Below are 16266 nucleotides of genomic sequence, written 5' to 3' on the forward strand. Positions count from 1 at the left end.
TTGGATGGTTCTTAGTTGGTGACGGTGACTTTGCTGGCTGCCTCTACTGCGGGATCCAGGGCGGCGTCACCCTCGGGACGCTTGCGGGCGTACAGGAAGGTGGCCACAGCGGTGACGCAGAGGCAGAAGGAGAGGAACAGCAGGCCGCTCTGGTTGCTCCCGGTGGCGTCGTTGAACAGGCCGACCGCGTAGGGGGCAACGAAGCCGCCGAGGTTACCCAGCGAGTTGACCATGGCCAGGCCGGAGGCTGCCGCTGCGCCGGTGAGCGCCGCGGACGGCATGGACAGGAACGGTGCGATGGCTCCGTAGATACCCATGGCCGCGGCGGTGAGGGCGATCAAGGCAAGGACGGGGTTGACCTGGAGGAGGTAGCCTGCGGACAGCAGACCCACACCGGCCAGCACCATGCTGACGGAGCTGTGCCAGGCACGCTTGCCCGTCTTGTCGGCACGCTTGCTCCAGAAATACACGAAGACTGCTGCGATGGAGTACGGAATGAGGACGATGAATCCGACCTGGGCGGTGGAGAACTTGCCGAGGGCGGCAACGATCGTGGGCATCCAGAGTCCGAGGCCGTAGATGCCGCAGACCAGGCCGAAGTAGAGGGCCGAGTAGACGAGGGTGCGCTTGTCCTTGAGGCCGGCCAGGAAGTTGTGGCTGACGCCCTTGGACTTGGCGGCGAGTTCGGCGTCCATGGTGGTGGCGAGCCACTCGCGCTCGTCGGCGTTGAGCCACTTGGCATCCCGCGGGCGGTCCGTCATCAGGATGGGGGTCAGCAGGCCCAGCAGGATCGCGGGGATGCCTTCGATGATGTACAGCCACTGCCAGCCGTGCAGGCCCCAGATGCCGTCCATCTGCAGCAGCAGGCCGGAGACCGGGGCGCCGAGGGCGTTGGAGATCGGCTGGGCCAGGATAAAGATGCCGAGCACGGTGACGCGCTGCGCGGCGGGGAACCACAGGGTCAGGTAGAAGAGGATGGCCGGGAAGAAGCCTGCTTCAGCGGCGCCCAGCAGGAACCGGATGATGTAGTAGGTGGTTTCGCCGTTCACCAAAGCCATCGCGGTGGCGAAGATGCCCCAGGTGATGAGGATTCGGGCCAGCCATTTGCGGGCGCCGAACCTGTACATGCCGGCGTTGCTGGGCACTTCCAGGAGGGCGTAGCCGAGGAAGAAGATGCCCGCGCCGAGCCCGTAGGCAGCGGCGCTCAGGCCGATGTCCTCGCTCATGGTCAGCTTGGCGAAGCCGACGTTGTTCCGGTCCAGGTACGCAATGAAGTAGAGCAGGACGATCAGGGGCATGACGCGGCGGCGGACTTTGCGGAGCGTGCGGTCGCCAAGCTCGCCGAGGCCGGAGTGCTTTGTGGTTAATGAAGTCATCATCGACCTTCTATCTGTCGGTTCCGGACCGGCGGCTTCGCGCGGGGGAATCCGAGGCGTTTGTTCGGGTTGTAATCGCTCCAGAGCGGAGCGGCTTTTGATTGGTGGGTTCTTGATTACTTGAATCTGATGTCAGACATCTGACGGGCGAACATGAAAAAGATCTTAGAAGGGTGACGCGCATTACGTCAAGGTGGGCCCGGGGCTGGCTTTAGGATGTGGCGCCGTGGACGTAGCGTTCGTAGTCTTCGAACGTCTGGTCCATGTGCTCGTCCATGGCCCGGCGCGCCAATTCCGCGTCACCGGTGAGGATGCTGTCCAGCACGCGCTGATGGAAGGCGATGGCGTGGCGCTGGATCTCCGGGATGGCGGACGTCTCCCGGCGCGCGCGGTAGAGCGACTGGCCCAGTTGCGCGAGCAGGGCGCGCACGAACGGGTTCCCCGAGGCCTTCAGCACCACGTCGTGGAAGGCGATGTCGGCCGTCACGAACCCGTCAAGGTCTCCGGATTCATAGAACCGCTTCATGTCGGCGATTGCCCGCCGCATCTCCTCGGCGTGTTCCGGCGAATGTCGCCTGGCGGCTAGCGCCGCTGCGCCTGTTTCCACCATGCGGCGCACCTCGATCAGGCCGATGGACACCTGGTCCGCCGCGTTGCCGTACGAGGCGGCCTTGATGATCGCATCCAGCCCCGTCCAGTTTTCCGCGGGATTGACGAACGTTCCCCGGCCCGCCTTGACGTACAGGATGTTCTGCGCCCGCAGTGCCTTGAGCGCCTCCCGCACGGTCAGGCGGCTGACGTCATAAGCCTTGGCAATGTCGGCTTCCGGTGGCAGGGCCTCATGTGGCTTGAGCCTGCCGTCCAGGATGTCGTCCAGCAGGCCGTCGACCAGACCGTCAACCAGTGTCCTTCGACCCATGGGAACGACCTACTTTCGCCTTGCCTGCTGCCCTCGATGCGCCTAACACTACAGAAACGGGGGCGCGGCGGGTAAAAGCACAGGAAACCTGCACGGACCAAAGCGAGCCGACTGGTCAAAAGTGGTGCAGAATTTGAGAATGCAGAATTCAGGCCCTGCCACCAGTCCGCGCCCGCGCATTGGCATTCCAGTCCCGCTCAGCAGCTCGGCCGATCCTGACCCCCGCGTGGCCAAGGCCAACGGCCTCTTCGATGACATCGTTGGCCTCGTGCACGACGGCGGCGGCGAACCGGTGCTGTTAACCCCCGAACTGCTCGGCGACGGCCTGTTCGACGGCGGGCGGCGGGCCGGCGCAGGCGGGGCCCTTGACGGCGTCGTCCTTCCCGGCGGCGGTGACGTCGACCCGCGGCTCTACGGTGAGGAGCCGGGCGCCACTCTTTACGACGTCAACCCGGAGCAGGACCGCCTGGATATCGCGGTGGCGCGCCAGACGATCGACGCCGGACTCCCCCTTCTGGGAATCTGCCGGGGCCACCAGCTGCTCAACGTCCTGTACGGCGGAACGCTGATCCAGGACATGCAGCCCGGAACAGTGGCCCACCGCGACAGCGGCGGCTTGTGGGCCTGGCACGAGGTGGCGATCATGCCAGGCTCCAGAGTGGCGCACTTGTACGGTGCCGTCGCGGATCCGACACCCGGGACCCCAGGTGCCTTCGGCGTGAAGATCGCTTCCGGCCACCACCAGGCCGTGGCGAACGTGGCTCCCGGCCTGGTGGTGACCGCCGTGGCAGATGACGGCACCGTCGAGGCGCTGGAAGATCCCGAGCGGTGGGTGGCCTCGGTCCAGTGGCACCCCGAGGTCCGCAAGCTGTCGGAAGCCCAGCGGCAGGCACCTTTCCGCGCCTTTGTGGAGGCCTGCAGCCGCTGACTCCGGCGGCCGCGATACGGCGGCAGTGCCGGGCAGTCGCGGCAGTACAGGCCGCGGCTAGATGGTGACCGCGGCCGCGACCCGCACGGGCAGCCCGGTTTCCAGCGACTCCTGGGCGGCGTCGGCCACCCGGGATGCCGCGACGGCGTCTTCGGGCGTGCAGGGGTTCTCCCGCTGGCCGAGCACGAGCTCCGCAAAGGCGGCCATCTCGGACCGGTAGGCCTGGTCGAAACGCTCAGCGAATGTCCGGTGGGACTCTCCCGACGGAAACCCGACGCCTGCTTCCGCCGAGGCCAGCGCGGCCTTCTCGTCAAGGCCCACCATGAGGGAGCCTTCTGAACCCTGGATTTCCAGCCGGACATCGTGCCCGGCCCCGTTGTAGCGCGAGGCGCCCACGGAACCCAGCGTGCCGTCGTCGAACGTGACCACCGCCAGCGCCGTGTCCACGTCCCCCACTCGGCCTATGGCCGGGTCGCCCTTATTGGAGCCTTTGGCGTAGACCTCCACGATTTCCCGGCCGGTGAGCCAGCGCAGGATGTCGAAGTCATGCACGGAACAATCGCGGAACAACCCTCCCGACGTCGCCAGGAACTCCAGCGGCGGCGGCATCATGTCACAGGTAACGGCCCTCAACGAGTGGATCCAGCCGAGCTCACCGTCCCCGTAGGCGCGCTTTGCCTCGACGTAGCCGGCGTCGAACCTCCGCTGGTGGCCGATCTGGACCACGCCCCTCTTGGCCCGGATGTATTCCAGGACCGGCAGAGAGTCAGCGACACTTAAAGCCACCGGCTTCTCACAGAACACCGGAATGCCGGCGTCCACGCCTGCCCTGATCAGTTCCGGATGCGTGCCGGTTCCAGTGGCAATGACCAGACCGTCGATTCCCGAGCCGAGCAGCGCCTTGACGGAGGGCAGGAACTCGGCGCCCAGACCCTGTGCGACGGCACGCGCGTGCTCCGCGGCAACATCCGTGAGCCTGAGCCGGACGTTGATCCCCTGCCCGTGGAGCACGCCGTTCAACGCCGCAATGTTGTTCGCATGCATCACGCCGATGCGGCCGACGCCGACAAGTCCGAGCGTTATGTCCTTCATACAGTTCCTTTGCGGTGGAGTGAATGCAGTCGGGTGGATGGCCGGTTTCGCGGGCTCAGGTTCCCGCGTGCCTTGGCGTGCCGGCGCTGGAGGCTTCGGCGACTTCGGCCTGGACTTCCTTGACGATGTCGCCGTGGCCGCCGAGCTGCTCGAGCTCATGGGCGAGTTCGGCCAGTTCGGCGCCGCCGGCCATCTGGGCGGTGAGCTCGTCCAGGGTGATGTCCTTCTTGTCGTAGTAACCGATCGACTTGCCACGCTTGAGCAGCAGGAACCGGTCGCCCACAGGGAAAGCGTGATGGGGGTTGTGGGTGATGAAGATGACGCCCAGTCCCCGGTCGCGGGCCTGCAAGATGTAGCGGAGCACGACGCCGGACTGCTTCACGCCCAGCGCTGCTGTGGGTTCGTCCAGGATCAGGACCTTCGCACCGAAATAAACGGCACGGGCGATGGCGACACACTGGCGCTCACCGCCTGAGAGCTGGCCGATGGGCTGCTCGACATCGCGGAGATCGATGCCCATGTCGGCGAGTTCCTTTTTGGTGATGTCCTTCATCTTCTGGACGTCCAGGCTCTTGAACGGGCCAAAGCCGGAGGTCAGCTCGGAACCGAGGAAGAAGTTGCGCCAGATGGGCATCAGGGGAACGACAGCCAGGTCCTGGTAGACCGTGGCGATGCCAACGTCCAGGGCGTCCCTGGGGGAACTGAACTTGCGCTCCTCCCCCATGATGTTCAGGACGCCTTCGTCGTGCTGGTGCAGCCCGGCGATGATCTTGATCAGGGTGGACTTGCCGGCGCCGTTGTCACCGAGGACACAGGTGACGCGGCCGTTGTCCACGGCCATCGTGACGTCGGTGAGGGCGACGATGTTGCCGTAGTGCTTGCCGACGTTCTCCAGTGAGAGCAGGTGCACGGGGGTGTGGGTCAGCGGATCCTTCTCGTCCTTGAGGAGCTGCTGCTGGTCAATCTGTTTGGCGTTCATGGTGTTCAGCCCTTACTTGCGTCTGCGCGGCGCTTGACGATCAGGTTCACGATGGTGGCCAGGAGCAGCATCAGGCCCAGGAAGAACTTGAACCAGTCCGGGTTCCACTGGGCGTACACGATGCCCTTGTTGGCCATCCCGAAGATAAAGGCCCCGATCGCGCCGCCCACGGCCGAGCCGTAGCCTCCGGTGAGGAGGCAGCCTCCGATGACCGCGGCGATGATGTAGAGGAATTCGTTGCCCACGCCTTCGCCGGACTGCACGGCGTCGAAGGCGAACAGGTTGTGCATGCCCAGGATCCAGCCGCAGAAACCGACCGCCATGAACAGGCCGATCTTCGTGGCTTTGACGGGAACGCCCACGGCGCGGGCAGCGTTCGCGTCGCCGCCGACGGCGAAGATCCAGTTGCCCACCTTGGTGCGCAGCAGCACCCAGGATGCCACGGCAACCAGGGCGATCCAGATGAAGACCGTGTTGTTGACGTCCACCCCGGCGATGTTCACCGAGGAGGCAAAGATAGCCCGGGCTGCCTGGTAGCCGTCCATGTCCGAAATGGACGGCGAGGACACGCCGCCGCCGATCATGCGGGTCAGGCCCAGGTTCAGGCCGGTCAGCATCAGGAAGGTTGCGAGGGTGACGATGAAGCTGGGCAGCTTGGTCTTCATCAGGATCCAGCCGTTAATGAAGCCGATGCCCAGGGACACCACGAGCGCCAGGACCACACCGACCCACACATTCATGCTGAAGTACCAACTGAACATGGAGGCCGTCAGGGCCGAGCTGATCACGGCAACGCCTGTGGAAAGGTCGAACTCGCCGCCGATCATCAGCAGCGACACTCCCACGGCCATGATGCCGATCGTGGAGCTGCCGTAGAGGACGGTGGCGAAGGCGTTCGGCTGGATAAAGGTCTGGGAAACCGAGGCGAAGAAGACGAAGAGGACGATTGCGCCCACGAGGGCGCCGACTTCAGGACGTGCCAGGAGTTTCTGAAAGGGGTTGCGCTTGCCCACGCGCTCGTCGCGCAACGCCGGGGGCTTCGACACACTCTGGATGATGGTCATGATGGTTCTCCTTGCTGCCGGGCCCGGCATGGGCCGGGCACGGCTGGCGGGCTGTTAGCGAATGCCGTCCTTGGCGAACGCGAGAACGTCGGTGGCTGCAGCTTTATCGACGATGGACGGGCCGGTCAGCACGGGCTGCCCGCCGCCGATCTTGAAGCCGCCGCGCTTGGCCTGCCACAGCGAATCGATTGCGCCATAGCCCTGCAGCCACGGCTGCTGGTCCACGGTGAATTCAACGGCGCCGTCGGCAATCTTCTGGGCGAGCTCAGGGTTCATGTCGAAAGAGGCTACCTTGGCCTTGCTGCCGGCGCCGGTCACGGCCTTCAGGATGGTCAACGTGTAGGGTGCACCCAGGCCAACGATGGCATCGGCATCAGCAGTGGCCTGCAGTTTGGCGGTAACCGTGGAGGAAACCTGGGCCATGTCAGTCCCGGGAACGTACAAAATCTCCGTTCCGGCCACCTTTTCCTTGACCCCTGCGCAGCGGGCTTCCAGACCCACGTGCCCCTGCTCTTGGATAACACAGATGGGGTGTTTGAGGCCCAGTTCGCCGAGCTTCGTTCCGACGGCCGCGCCGGCGAGCTTTTCGTTGGACCCGAAGTGGGTGAAGGCGCCCAACTGAGCAGAGACCGATTCGCCGGCATTGAGGCTGACCACCGGAATCCCGGCGTCAGTAGCCTTCTTGAGCGAGTCCTTCAACGCATCCGGTTTGGCAAGTGTCACGGCAATGCCATCGACCTTCTGGTCAATCGCCTGCTGGATAAGTTGTGCCTGACGTCCGCCTTCGGGGTCGGACGTGTAGAGCAGTTCGACATTGTCCTTAGCCGCGGCCTCCTCGGCCCCCTTGCGGACGATGTCCCAGAAGGTGTCTCCCGGAGCGGCGTGAGTGATAAGTGCAACCTTGATGCGGGGAGTCGAGGCAACCTGCCCGGCGCCGCCTCCCGTGTTCGCTTCGGGAGCACGGCCACCTTGGCTGGAGCACGCGGTCACCGCCAGCATGGGGATCGCAACTGCTGCGACTGCCGCGCGGCGCCAAAAGAACCTGGTCACTATGAATCTCCTTTGATTTGGGGGGCCGCTGGCTCCGCCACGGTGCGGCGCCAGCAGGCCTGTTATACCGATCATGGTGACTTAGGACACAGAAGTCAATAGTTTGTCCTGACATTAGGATGTTTTAACGAAATCCCTCCAGCGCGCGGGCCTCGGGTCACACGCCTGCGCGAGCCGCCAAAGGGGAGAAGCCTTGACCCAAGGGCACCCGCTGCTAATATCAAGAAAGGCAGTATGTCCTATCAAGCGAACATGCAGCTGACATACGGGCGCTTGGACGCAGGACTGCCCGCAGCATAAAAGGGAGCACTCAATGGCGAACCAACTTCACCTCAGCATCGACAGGTCATCGCCGGTGCCGCTCTACCACCAGGTGGTGCAGGGCATCGAGGCCGCGATACACACGGGGCTTCTGGAGCCGGGCAGCCGGCTGGAGAACGAGATCGACCTCGCGGCCCAGCTGAACCTTTCCCGCCCCACCATGCGCAAGGCCATGGACGAACTGGTCCGCTCCGGACTGCTGGTCCGCAAACGCGGGGTGGGCACCCAGGTGGTTTCAAGCCAGGTCCGCCGCCCCCTGGAGCTCTCCAGCCTGTATGACGACCTCGCCAACAACGGCAGCAAGCCCACCACCGAGGTTCTGACGTTCGCTCACGTCGAAGCCGACGATGCCACTCAAAAGGCACTGCACCTGCAGGCCGGCGCGAAGGTCTACCACTTCACCAGGCTCCGCAAGGTCGGCGGGAAACCGCTGGCCCTGATGGAAAACTGGGTCCGCGATGACATCACGCACATCGATGAGGATCTGCTCGGCTCGCAGGGGCTCTACAGCATCCTTCGCGGCGGCGGAGTCAACTTCCGGCTGGCCACACAGCGGATTGGCGCAATGGTGGCCAACGAGTACCAGGCCCCGCTCCTGGAGACGGAGCCAGGCTCGGCGCTGGTGACCATGGAGCGCACCGCCGTCGACGACACCGGCCGGAACGTCGAGACCGGACGCCACGTGTACCGCGGCGATTCCTACAGCTTTGAAATGACCCTCGTACAGAGGTAACCACCCCCGTGCCACGAACGACCTGAAAGAGAACAAATCTATGGCCGACTGGGTATATCCCCTGGGCAGCGCAGCCGAAGGCTGCTGGGACGTTTCGCTGGGAACAGCGGACTCCGCGATCACCGTCGAGGGGTGGGCACATACCGGGCTGAAGGTGGCCACGCTGGCACCGGGCGCCGTCGTCGAACTCCCCGCAGCGGGCGAGGAGCGCATCGTGATTCCGCTGAGCGGCGCCTTCACGGCGGCCGTGGACGGTGAGAAGTATCAGCTGGCCGGCCGCGCCAGCGTCTTCAGCGGCCCCACGGATGTGCTGTACTCCGGCACCGGGAAGGCGGTCACGGTCAGCTCGTCCGACGGCGGCCGGGTTGCCGTCGCCACGGCGCCGGCCAACGTCCAGTACCCCACCCGCCTGGTCACTGCCGCTGAGATACCGGTGGAACTGCGCGGCGCAGGGAACTGCTCACGCCAGGTCCACAACTTCGGCACCCCCGCGGTGCTGGAGGCGGACCGTTTCATCGTGTGCGAAGTCATCACGCCCGCAGGCAACTGGTCCTCCTACCCTCCCCACAAGCACGATGAGGAGAAGGAGGGCGAGACCTCCCTGGAGGAGATCTACTACTTCGAGACCCGGGTGGCGGATGTTCCCGGCATCGCAGGCCCGGACGGTGACGCGGATGCCATCGGCTACCAGCGGGTCTACGCCTCCGACGAGCGCCCCATCGACGTCGCCGCCGAAGTACGCACCGGCGACGTGGTCCTTGTCCCCTACGGCTGGCACGGCCCCGCCATGGCCGCGCCCGGCTATGACATGTACTACCTGAATGTCATGGCCGGGCCCGGACGGGTCCGTGACTGGCTCATCAGCGACGATCCCCACCACGGCTGGGTCCGCCAGAGCTGGGAAGGCCAGGACGTGGATCCGCGCCTGCCGTTCCGCGCCTAGCGTTCCCCGGACGAGGCCGATGCCGGTTCAACGGACAGCCGGCACTGTAGAGTCTGCAGGGGCGTTGGCGCCAGACCCGGCCGAAACTGCAGGAGCGTCGGCGAACGCTGGTGCCTTGTCGGCCGATGCTGGCGCTTTGGCGGCGGCGAACGCCATCACGGCGAGCCCCAGCAGCGTGATGCCGGCGCCGGCCCAGATGGGCGACGTGTAGCCTAGTCCCGCCGTGATGGTCAGGCCGCCCAGCCAGGCGCCCAGGGCGTTGCCCACGTTGAACGCGCCGATGTTGGCGCCGGACGCGAGGGTAGGGGCGCCGTCGGCGTATTTCATGACCCGCATCTGCAGCCCCGGAACCGTAGCGAAGCCGAAGCCGCCCATGAGCACCATGGAGGCGATCGTCAGAAGTTGGCTGCCCGCCGTCAGGGCAAACGCAACAAGCACCACCGCAAGGGCCGAGAGGACTGCCAGCAGGGTGCCGTCCACGTTGCGGTCGGCAGCCCTGCCGCCAAGGGTGTTGCCGATGAACAGGCCCACGCCGAAGACGATCAGGAGCCACGGAACCGCAGCCGCAGAGAATCCGGAAACCTCCGTGAGTGTGAAGGCGATGTAGGTGAAGGCGCCGAACATGCCGCCGTAGCCCAGGATGGTCACCAGGATGGAGAGCCAGACCTGGCCGGAGCGGAAGGCCCGCAGTTCCCGGCGCAGACCGCCGGGAACTGCCTCACCATGTCCCGTTTTCGGCACGAGGGCGAGAATGCCCGCAAGAGCGAGCACGCCGATTCCGATGATGGCCCAGAAGGTGGAGCGCCAGCCGGCCGCCTGGCCCAGCATGGTTCCGAAGGGAACGCCCAGCACATTGGCGGCCGTGAGTCCGGTGAACATGATGGCGATGGCGCCGGCTTTCCTGGTGGGCTCCACCATGTCGGCGGCCACCACAGCGCCGATGCCGAAGAAGGCGCCGTGCGCGAGGGCAGCCACGACGCGGCCGGCCATCATCATCCAGTAGTCGGGGGCCGTGGCGGAGATCAGGTTGCCGGCGATGAACAGTACGAGCAGGACGGCGAGGACGGGCTTGCGTTCGAATCGGGTCACCGCGGCGGTCAGCGCGAGCGCACCAAGCACGACGGCGAGCGCGTAGCCGGAGATGAGCCAGCCGGCCGAGGCCTCGCTGACCTGGAAGTCTGCGGCCACTTCGGGCAGCAGGCCCATGATGACGAACTCGGTGAGTCCGATGCCGAACCCGCCAAGGGCGAGGGCAATCAGGCCGATAGGCATGGAGGTGCTCCTTGGGAACTGTACGGAATGGGATAGGACACGTAAGCTAATAGTTGCAGACGCGGTATTTATTGTTGCACAAGCAAATATCACGCGCAAGCAACTATTTGCCGGGCGTGCCCGTCTCCCACGCCGGGCCTGAAGGAGGAGGAACGATGGGCATCAAGGACGACGCCGTGGAAGTGCGCGCGCAGGGCTGGCGGACGCTCGCAGCGCTGCACGGACATATCGAAGCGGAGCTCGAACGCTCGCTGCAGTCCCACGCGCAGCTCTCGGTCGTGGAATACACGGTGCTGGACGCCCTCAGCCGGCAGGACGGCTGGCATATGCGCATGCAGCAGCTTGCCCGCGCCACCGCCCTCAGCGCGAGTGCCACCACGCGGCTCGTGAACAGGCTGGAGGAGCGCGGGCTGCTGACGCGCGTCCTGTGCGCCGATGACCGCCGCGGCATCTACACGGAGCTGACTGCCAGCGGCATCAAGCTCCTGGAAGACGCCCGCCCCATCCACGACGCGGCGTTGGAGCGCACCTTAACTGAAGCCCAGGGCATCCCGGAACTGGCCCCGCTCGTGGACGCCCTCCCCCGGCTGCACGCCCGCGCCTAGGCCCACGCCACGCCGAGGAACAGCGGGAGATTGTCGCAAGCATAGTCTCCAAGGACCAGTGGGTCCTCAACAGCGCCTACAGCGGGTGGCGGGACATCGTCTTGTCCCGCGCAGAGTTGATTGTTGCCTTGGACTACCCCCGCCGTCTTTCCCTGGGCCGATTGGTGCGACGGTCATTGCGAAGAGCGCTCACCGGCCAGACCGTCTGCAACGGAAACACCGAATCGCTTGCCCGGCTCTTCACCAAGGCGTCCATCATCCGATGGCACTTCCAGTCATTTCGCCGAAAGCAACGGGCCATAGAAGACATGCAGGCGGACAAGGAACTGCCGCCCGTGGTGGTGTTCCATCGTCCCCGGGACGTGGAGGCCTGGCTGTCACAGCTATGGCCACCGGACGGGAAGGCCTCGCCGGGATGACCCTTCCGCCCGTTAGCATGACGTGACCGTTAAGGCGCAGAACCAGCCCCTGCAGCGCCGTCTTTCGCGCCGGCCACGTTCTTGAAGTAGTGCTCAACGTCTTCCAGGCTCCTGTCCTTCGTTTCCGGGACATACCTGGCGGCGAACGCGATGGCGCCCACGCCAAGTGCGGCAAACGCGAAGAAGGTGTTGGAGAGGCCCATCGCGGCCAGCAGCAGGGGGAAGCCGAAGCCCACCAGGAAGTTCACGATCCACAGGATGAAGGCCGAGGCACCCATCCCGAGGCCACGGATCCTCAATGGGAAGATTTCGGACAGCATGAGCCAGGTGACGGGTGAGATGGCACCCTGCTGGAAGGCTAGGAACGTGACAGTCAGGGCCAGGATCACGAAGCCTCGGCCTGTTCCTTCGGGCAGGATCAGTGAGAAGAAGCCGATCAGCACCAGGGCGGTCGTTGTGCCGATTTGTCCGGTGATGAGCATCTTGCGGCGGTCCACCTTGCCCAGCAGCCAGATTCCCACGAAGGTTGCCAGCACCGAAATGATGCCGTTGGCGATGTTGGCCGTCAGCGCAGCCTCTCGGCCGAAGCCGGACTCGGCCAGGATCTGGGTGCCGTAGTACATGATCGAGTTCACGCCGGTGATCTGCTGGATGACGGCAAGGCCGATCCCCACCACGAAGATGCGCCGGAGCCACGGAACGCCCAGGTCCTTCCAGGAACCCATTTTGGACTTGTAGTCCTCCACGGCCATTGCCTTGACCTCTTCGAATTCGTCCCGGGCTTCGGTCTGGGACCGGATCCGCTGCAGGACGCTGAGCGATTCGCCGAAACTGCCCATGGAGGCCAGCCAGCGCGGGCTCTCGGGCATGAAGTTCATCCCGATCCACAGGGCGATTGCGGGGAGGGTGGCGATCACCAGCATCCACCGCCAGATTCCTCCGGCCTCGCCGAACGTGTTTCCGAGGTAGGCGTTGAAGATGAACGCCAGCAGCTGGCCGGTCACGATCATGAGCTCGTTCTGCGTGACGATCCTGCCGCGGCGCGCGCTGGGTGAAACCTCGGCGAGGTACACGGGAACGGTGACGGAGGCCCCGCCCACGGCCAGGCCCAGCAGGAAACGTGCCGCGATCATCACTTCGGTGCTCGGCGCAAGGGTGCAGGCGAGTGTGCCGGCAAGGAAGACGACGGCGAGGACCATGATCATCTTGCGGCGGCCGTTGCGGTCAGCGAGGCGTCCGCCAAGCAGGGCACCGAACGCGGCGCCAAAGAGGAGCGAGGATGTCACCAGGCCTTCAGTCAATGGCGTGAGGCCGAGATCCTCCTGCATATAGGGAAGGGCACCGTTGATGACGCCGGTGTCGTAGCCAAAGAGCAGGCCACCGAACGTGGAGATGATGGTGACGGTCCGCAGCGCGCGTTTATGGTTGACGGGCGCTTTCTGTGTTGCCTTCTCCGACTGGAGACTCGACGTCATGCGTTGACCTTCTGGACGTACTGCTTCATCGTCTCCAGCTGGTACCGCGACACGTCCTGGGCGTTCTCGTCTTCGGCAAAGACGCTGGACACCATCACTGTATCGTCGCGGTCCAGGAAGCCGATTTCCTTCAGGCCGCCGAAGAATTCATCCCAGTTGACGTCGCCGTCGCCGATTTTCAGGTGCTGGTGAACACGGACCGGGTTGCCGGGCGGGTTGGTGATGTAGCGCAGCCCATGCGAGGCGTGGTGGTCCATGGTGTCGGCGACGTGCACCAGGCGCAGCTTGTCCCCCGCGGCGCGCATGATGTCCAGCGGCGCGTCCTTCATGTGGAAGCTGTGCGAGGCCACGTAGACCAGGCCGACGTTCTTGGAGTTGAGGCCGCGGATGACCCGGATGGCCGCCAGGCCCTCTTCCACGAAGTCATCCGGGTGGGGGTCGATCAGCAGGTCAATGCCTTCGCGTTCGATGATGGGCAGCAGCTCTTCCATGGAGCGGTAGAAGGCGCGCTCGGATTCTTCTGCTTTCTCGGGCCTGCCGCTGAATTCGGTGTTCATGGTACTGACGCCCAGGTCCACGGTGATCTGGATGGCGCGCTTCCAGTAGCGGACGGCGGCTTCGCGGGCGTCTTCGTCCGGCCCGGACCACCGAAGCACGGGAAGGACCGAGGCGATCTCGATTCCGGCGTCCTTGCTGGCCTTCTTCAGCTGGCCCACGAGTTCGTCGTCTGCCTTGGGGTGGTTGTAGAAGGGGATGAAGTCGGCGTGCGGGGTCATCTGCATGTACTTGTAGCCGAGGCCCGCCACCACCCGGGGGAATTCGAGCAGGCTGTGCGAGTGGTGGAACGGCGTGGGGTCAAGTGCGATTTTCACGGAACACTCCATTGGGGATCAGTCAGTTGTGCGTCGGACCGGGAACGAACGGAAGGGGCCGGCAGAGCCGGCCCCTTCCGTTGTCCTAGCCGTAGAGGGCAGGCTTGGCGTTCAGCTTCACGGCGACCTTCTCGCCGTTCTTCTGCGCCTCGACGCCGGCTTCGCAGCATGCTGCGGTGGCGTAGCCGTCCCAGGCGCTGGGGCCGCCGATTTCGCCGCGGAGTGCAGCGTCCACCCAGGACTGGATTTCGACGTCGTACGCGGCGCCGAAGCGCTCTTCGAAGCCGGGGGTGACCTTGCCGCCCCAGCGGCCGGCGCTGCGGGTGTAGAGTCCGTGGTCGCCGCCGATGCTGACGATGCCCTCTTCGAAGGAGGCCTGCGTGGCCACTTCGTAGCCGAATTTTGCGTTGACGTAGATTTCAACGTCGGCCAAAACACCGGACTCGGTCTCGATCAGGACGTGCTGGGGATCGTGCTGCCCGGCCGGGGCGTTTTTCGTGGCCTTACCCAGGCGGACCTGAACGCTGGTGATTTCTTCTCCGGTGAAGAAACGGATGGCGTCAAACTCGTGCACCACCGAATCGTTGATCAGCATCTCGTTGGTAAAGCCCGCGGGAGTGTTGGGGTTGCGGTGCTGGTGGTGCAGCATTAGCAGTTCGCCGAGCTCGCGGTCGCGGATCACGGAGCCCAGGGCGGCGTATTCGGCATCGAAGCGGCGCATGAAGCCCACCTGGATGCGCTTGTGGCCCAGCTTTTCCTCCGCCTGAACGATCTTCCAGGAGGACTCGGCGTCCGGCGTCAGCGGCTTTTCGCAGAGGATGGGGATGTCCTTGGCGAGGGCCTTGAGCAGGATGTCCTCGTGCAGGAAGCCGGGTGTGGCGATCAGGACGGCGTTGACGTCCCCGTTGTTGAGCGCCTCTTCAGTATCTGCCAAGGCGACGGCGCCCGGGATGCCTTGGATGGCGGCCTGTGCGCGGGCCAGGTCGACGTCGACGACGGCGGCGACTTCAGCGCCGTGAATGCGCTTGTTGAGGCGCTGGATGTGGTCCGCGCCCATGCGGCCGGCGCCGATGACGGCGACGCGAAGGGTTTCAGTCATTGTTCTTCCTTTACGTTTCGGGTGCCTGGGCGGCCGCTAGTTGACGGCGGTGCGGGAGCCGCAGGACAGCAGGTAGTTGCGGGTGCGTTTGGCGATCGGCATGGGGACGTCGAAGGCCACGGGGTACATGTCCTGCTCCACGATGCCGAAGATGGGGCGGTTCAGGGCTTCCACGGCTTCGATGACGGCGCGCAGGTCCGGCAGGCCGTTCGGCGGCTCGGTCATGACGCCGGCCAGGTTCGCGGCAGCCCACGTCATTTTTTCCTCGTTGACCTTCTTCAGGATGTCCGGGTTGATCTGCTTCAGGTGCAGGTAGCCGATGCGGTCCGGATGGTTCTTGATGAGCTCGAGGCTGGAGGCTCCGCAGTATTCGGCATGGCCGGTGTCCAGGCACAGGTTCAGGTACTGCGGGTCGGTCGCGCGCAGCAGGGTTTCGATGTCCTCCTGGGCTCCGACGTGCGAGTCGGCGTGGGAATGGAACTGCTGCTTCAGACCAAAGTCCTCCAGCAGCGTCTTGCCCAGGCGGTTGTGCCCGGCGAAGAGGTCGCTCCAGGCCTTCTCGCTGAGCTCGCCGCTTTCAACTGCCTCGCCCGTGACGTCGTCACGCCACATCGCCGGGATCACTACGATGTGCTCGCCGCCCATGGCAGCCGTGAGCTCCGCAACCTTCCGGGCCGGCTCCCAGGCCGTCTCCCACTGGTCCAGCCCTCGGTGGAAAGCGGTGAAAACCGTTCCTGCGGTGACCTTCAGGTCGCGCTGCCCGAGCTCCTCCGCCAGCCGCGTGGGGTCGTTCGGCAGGTAGCCGTACGGGCCCAGCTCAATCCACTTGTAGCCGGACTCTGCCACTTCATCGAGGAACCGCTCCCACGGGGTCTGCTTCGGGTCGTCTGCGAACCACACACCCCAGGAGTCCGGCGCCGTGCCGATGATCAGCTTGTTCTCAGTCATGACTGCATTGTCTTTCTTGCTTGGCGGCGGGTTAGTTGGAGGGGAAGTTGTAGGAGGCGCCGGAGGCGTGGGTGGGTTCGGGCCAGCGGGAGGTGACGACCTTGCCGCGGGTGTAGAAGGAGACGCCTTCGGGGCCGTAGATGTGCTTGTCGCCGAAGAGCGAGGCCTTCC

The 16266-nt window shown here is 65.0% G+C and carries 16 protein-coding genes; 5 read left to right on the plus strand and 11 right to left on the minus strand.

The window, feature by feature from the left end; translation table 11 throughout:
• Window positions 1-11: 11 nt before the first annotated feature.
• Together ACIP90_RS17670 and ACIP90_RS17675 are read right to left on the minus strand one after the other, a co-directional pair.
• Window positions 12-1379 carry an MFS transporter gene (locus ACIP90_RS17670; protein ID WP_400580866.1) on the minus strand — a complete coding sequence of 456 codons (1368 nt, stop codon included), beginning with the start codon at window positions 1377-1379 and terminating at the stop codon, window positions 12-14.
• 208 nt (window positions 1380-1587) lie between these two features.
• Entirely contained in the window at window positions 1588-2295 is a 708-nt protein-coding gene (locus tag ACIP90_RS17675; RefSeq protein WP_400580867.1) for a FadR/GntR family transcriptional regulator, read from the minus strand.
• Between the two features lie 139 nt (window positions 2296-2434).
• On the opposite strand from ACIP90_RS17675, the gene ACIP90_RS17680 reads away from it, so the two are divergent.
• Window positions 2435-3223, plus strand: coding sequence for a gamma-glutamyl-gamma-aminobutyrate hydrolase family protein (locus tag ACIP90_RS17680; protein ID WP_400580868.1), 789 nt, complete (start codon window positions 2435-2437; stop codon window positions 3221-3223).
• A gap of 57 nt (window positions 3224-3280) precedes the next feature.
• Here the strand turns inward: ACIP90_RS17680 and ACIP90_RS17685 are convergent, their stop codons facing one another.
• Genes ACIP90_RS17685 through ACIP90_RS17700 form a run of 4 tightly spaced genes read right to left on the minus strand, consistent with a single transcriptional unit; the run spans window position 3281 to window position 7408 of the window.
• The gene (locus tag ACIP90_RS17685; protein WP_400580869.1) at window positions 3281-4315 is read right to left on the minus strand and encodes a Gfo/Idh/MocA family oxidoreductase; all 1035 of its coding nucleotides are present in this window, start codon (window positions 4313-4315) and stop codon (window positions 3281-3283) included.
• A gap of 55 nt (window positions 4316-4370) precedes the next feature.
• The gene (locus tag ACIP90_RS17690) at window positions 4371-5294 is read right to left on the minus strand and encodes an ATP-binding cassette domain-containing protein (protein ID WP_400580870.1); all 924 of its coding nucleotides are present in this window, start codon (window positions 5292-5294) and stop codon (window positions 4371-4373) included.
• Window positions 5295-5299: 5 nt separating this feature from the next.
• Window positions 5300-6358, minus strand: a complete 1059-nt coding sequence (locus ACIP90_RS17695) for an ABC transporter permease (RefSeq protein ID WP_400580871.1) — start codon at window positions 6356-6358, stop codon at window positions 5300-5302.
• Between the two features lie 54 nt (window positions 6359-6412).
• On the minus strand, window positions 6413-7408 hold the full coding sequence (locus tag ACIP90_RS17700) for a substrate-binding domain-containing protein (RefSeq protein ID WP_400580872.1): 996 nt from the start codon (window positions 7406-7408) through the stop codon (window positions 6413-6415).
• 313 nt (window positions 7409-7721) lie between these two features.
• Here ACIP90_RS17700 and ACIP90_RS17705 point away from each other — a divergent pair, with 313 nt between their 5' ends.
• Both ACIP90_RS17705 and iolB read left to right on the plus strand, forming a co-directional pair.
• Window positions 7722-8462: a GntR family transcriptional regulator gene (locus ACIP90_RS17705; protein WP_400580873.1), complete on the plus strand. Its 741-nt coding sequence runs from the start codon at window positions 7722-7724 to the stop codon at window positions 8460-8462.
• 40 nt (window positions 8463-8502) lie between these two features.
• Window positions 8503-9405 carry a 5-deoxy-glucuronate isomerase gene (gene iolB / locus ACIP90_RS17710; RefSeq protein WP_400580874.1) on the plus strand — a complete coding sequence of 301 codons (903 nt, stop codon included), beginning with the start codon at window positions 8503-8505 and terminating at the stop codon, window positions 9403-9405.
• Between the two features lie 27 nt (window positions 9406-9432).
• Here iolB and ACIP90_RS17715 read toward each other — a convergent pair whose 3' ends face one another.
• The gene (locus tag ACIP90_RS17715; RefSeq protein WP_400580875.1) at window positions 9433-10677 is read right to left on the minus strand and encodes an MFS transporter; all 1245 of its coding nucleotides are present in this window, start codon (window positions 10675-10677) and stop codon (window positions 9433-9435) included.
• Between the two features lie 155 nt (window positions 10678-10832).
• Between ACIP90_RS17715 and ACIP90_RS17720 the strand changes: the two genes are divergently transcribed.
• Together ACIP90_RS17720 and ACIP90_RS17725 are read left to right on the plus strand one after the other, a co-directional pair.
• Window positions 10833-11282: a MarR family winged helix-turn-helix transcriptional regulator gene (locus tag ACIP90_RS17720; protein ID WP_400580876.1), complete on the plus strand. Its 450-nt coding sequence runs from the start codon at window positions 10833-10835 to the stop codon at window positions 11280-11282.
• 176 nt (window positions 11283-11458) lie between these two features.
• Complete coding sequence (locus ACIP90_RS17725) at window positions 11459-11701, plus strand: hypothetical protein (protein ID WP_400580877.1); 243 nt, start codon at window positions 11459-11461, stop codon at window positions 11699-11701.
• 29 nt (window positions 11702-11730) lie between these two features.
• Here the strand turns inward: ACIP90_RS17725 and ACIP90_RS17730 are convergent, their stop codons facing one another.
• From ACIP90_RS17730 to ACIP90_RS17745, 4 genes are all read right to left on the minus strand, one after another.
• Window positions 11731-13176: a sugar porter family MFS transporter gene (locus tag ACIP90_RS17730; RefSeq protein ID WP_400580878.1), complete on the minus strand. Its 1446-nt coding sequence runs from the start codon at window positions 13174-13176 to the stop codon at window positions 11731-11733.
• A complete protein-coding gene (locus ACIP90_RS17735) occupies window positions 13173-14048 on the minus strand; it encodes a sugar phosphate isomerase/epimerase family protein (protein WP_400580879.1) in 876 nt (291 codons plus the stop codon). The genes ACIP90_RS17730 and ACIP90_RS17735 overlap by 4 nt, the downstream gene beginning before the upstream one ends.
• A gap of 85 nt (window positions 14049-14133) precedes the next feature.
• Window positions 14134-15147 (minus strand): Gfo/Idh/MocA family protein, encoded by a 1014-nt coding sequence (locus ACIP90_RS17740; protein ID WP_400580880.1) that lies wholly within the window; start codon window positions 15145-15147, stop codon window positions 14134-14136.
• A 36-nt stretch (window positions 15148-15183) separates the two neighbouring features.
• Window positions 15184-16095: a sugar phosphate isomerase/epimerase family protein gene (locus ACIP90_RS17745; protein WP_400580881.1), complete on the minus strand. Its 912-nt coding sequence runs from the start codon at window positions 16093-16095 to the stop codon at window positions 15184-15186.
• Window positions 16096-16266 lie beyond the last annotated feature (171 nt).

The organism is Arthrobacter sp. NPDC093139 (assembly GCF_044754165.1).
In the GTDB taxonomy this organism is placed as follows: domain Bacteria; phylum Actinomycetota; class Actinomycetes; order Actinomycetales; family Micrococcaceae; genus Arthrobacter.

What these genes read in the sequence shown, in the direction of transcription:
- ACIP90_RS17670 (WP_400580866.1), bottom strand. Translation starts at nt 1,379, where the DNA reads ATGATGACTTCATTAACCACAAAGCACTCCGGCCTCGGCGAGCTTGGC.
- ACIP90_RS17675 (WP_400580867.1), bottom strand. Translation starts at nt 2,295, where the DNA reads ATGGGTCGAAGGACACTGGTTGACGGTCTGGTCGACGGCCTGCTGGAC.
- ACIP90_RS17680 (WP_400580868.1), top strand. Translation starts at nt 2,435, where the DNA reads ATGCAGAATTCAGGCCCTGCCACCAGTCCGCGCCCGCGCATTGGCATT.
- ACIP90_RS17685 (WP_400580869.1), bottom strand. Translation starts at nt 4,315, where the DNA reads ATGAAGGACATAACGCTCGGACTTGTCGGCGTCGGCCGCATCGGCGTG.
- ACIP90_RS17690 (WP_400580870.1), bottom strand. Translation starts at nt 5,294, where the DNA reads ATGAACGCCAAACAGATTGACCAGCAGCAGCTCCTCAAGGACGAGAAG.
- ACIP90_RS17695 (WP_400580871.1), bottom strand. Translation starts at nt 6,358, where the DNA reads ATGACCATCATCCAGAGTGTGTCGAAGCCCCCGGCGTTGCGCGACGAG.
- ACIP90_RS17705 (WP_400580873.1), top strand. Translation starts at nt 7,722, where the DNA reads ATGGCGAACCAACTTCACCTCAGCATCGACAGGTCATCGCCGGTGCCG.
- iolB (WP_400580874.1), top strand. Translation starts at nt 8,503, where the DNA reads ATGGCCGACTGGGTATATCCCCTGGGCAGCGCAGCCGAAGGCTGCTGG.
- ACIP90_RS17715 (WP_400580875.1), bottom strand. Translation starts at nt 10,677, where the DNA reads ATGCCTATCGGCCTGATTGCCCTCGCCCTTGGCGGGTTCGGCATCGGA.
- ACIP90_RS17720 (WP_400580876.1), top strand. Translation starts at nt 10,833, where the DNA reads ATGGGCATCAAGGACGACGCCGTGGAAGTGCGCGCGCAGGGCTGGCGG.
- ACIP90_RS17730 (WP_400580878.1), bottom strand. Translation starts at nt 13,176, where the DNA reads ATGACGTCGAGTCTCCAGTCGGAGAAGGCAACACAGAAAGCGCCCGTC.
- ACIP90_RS17740 (WP_400580880.1), bottom strand. Translation starts at nt 15,147, where the DNA reads ATGACTGAAACCCTTCGCGTCGCCGTCATCGGCGCCGGCCGCATGGGC.
- ACIP90_RS17745 (WP_400580881.1), bottom strand. Translation starts at nt 16,095, where the DNA reads ATGACTGAGAACAAGCTGATCATCGGCACGGCGCCGGACTCCTGGGGT.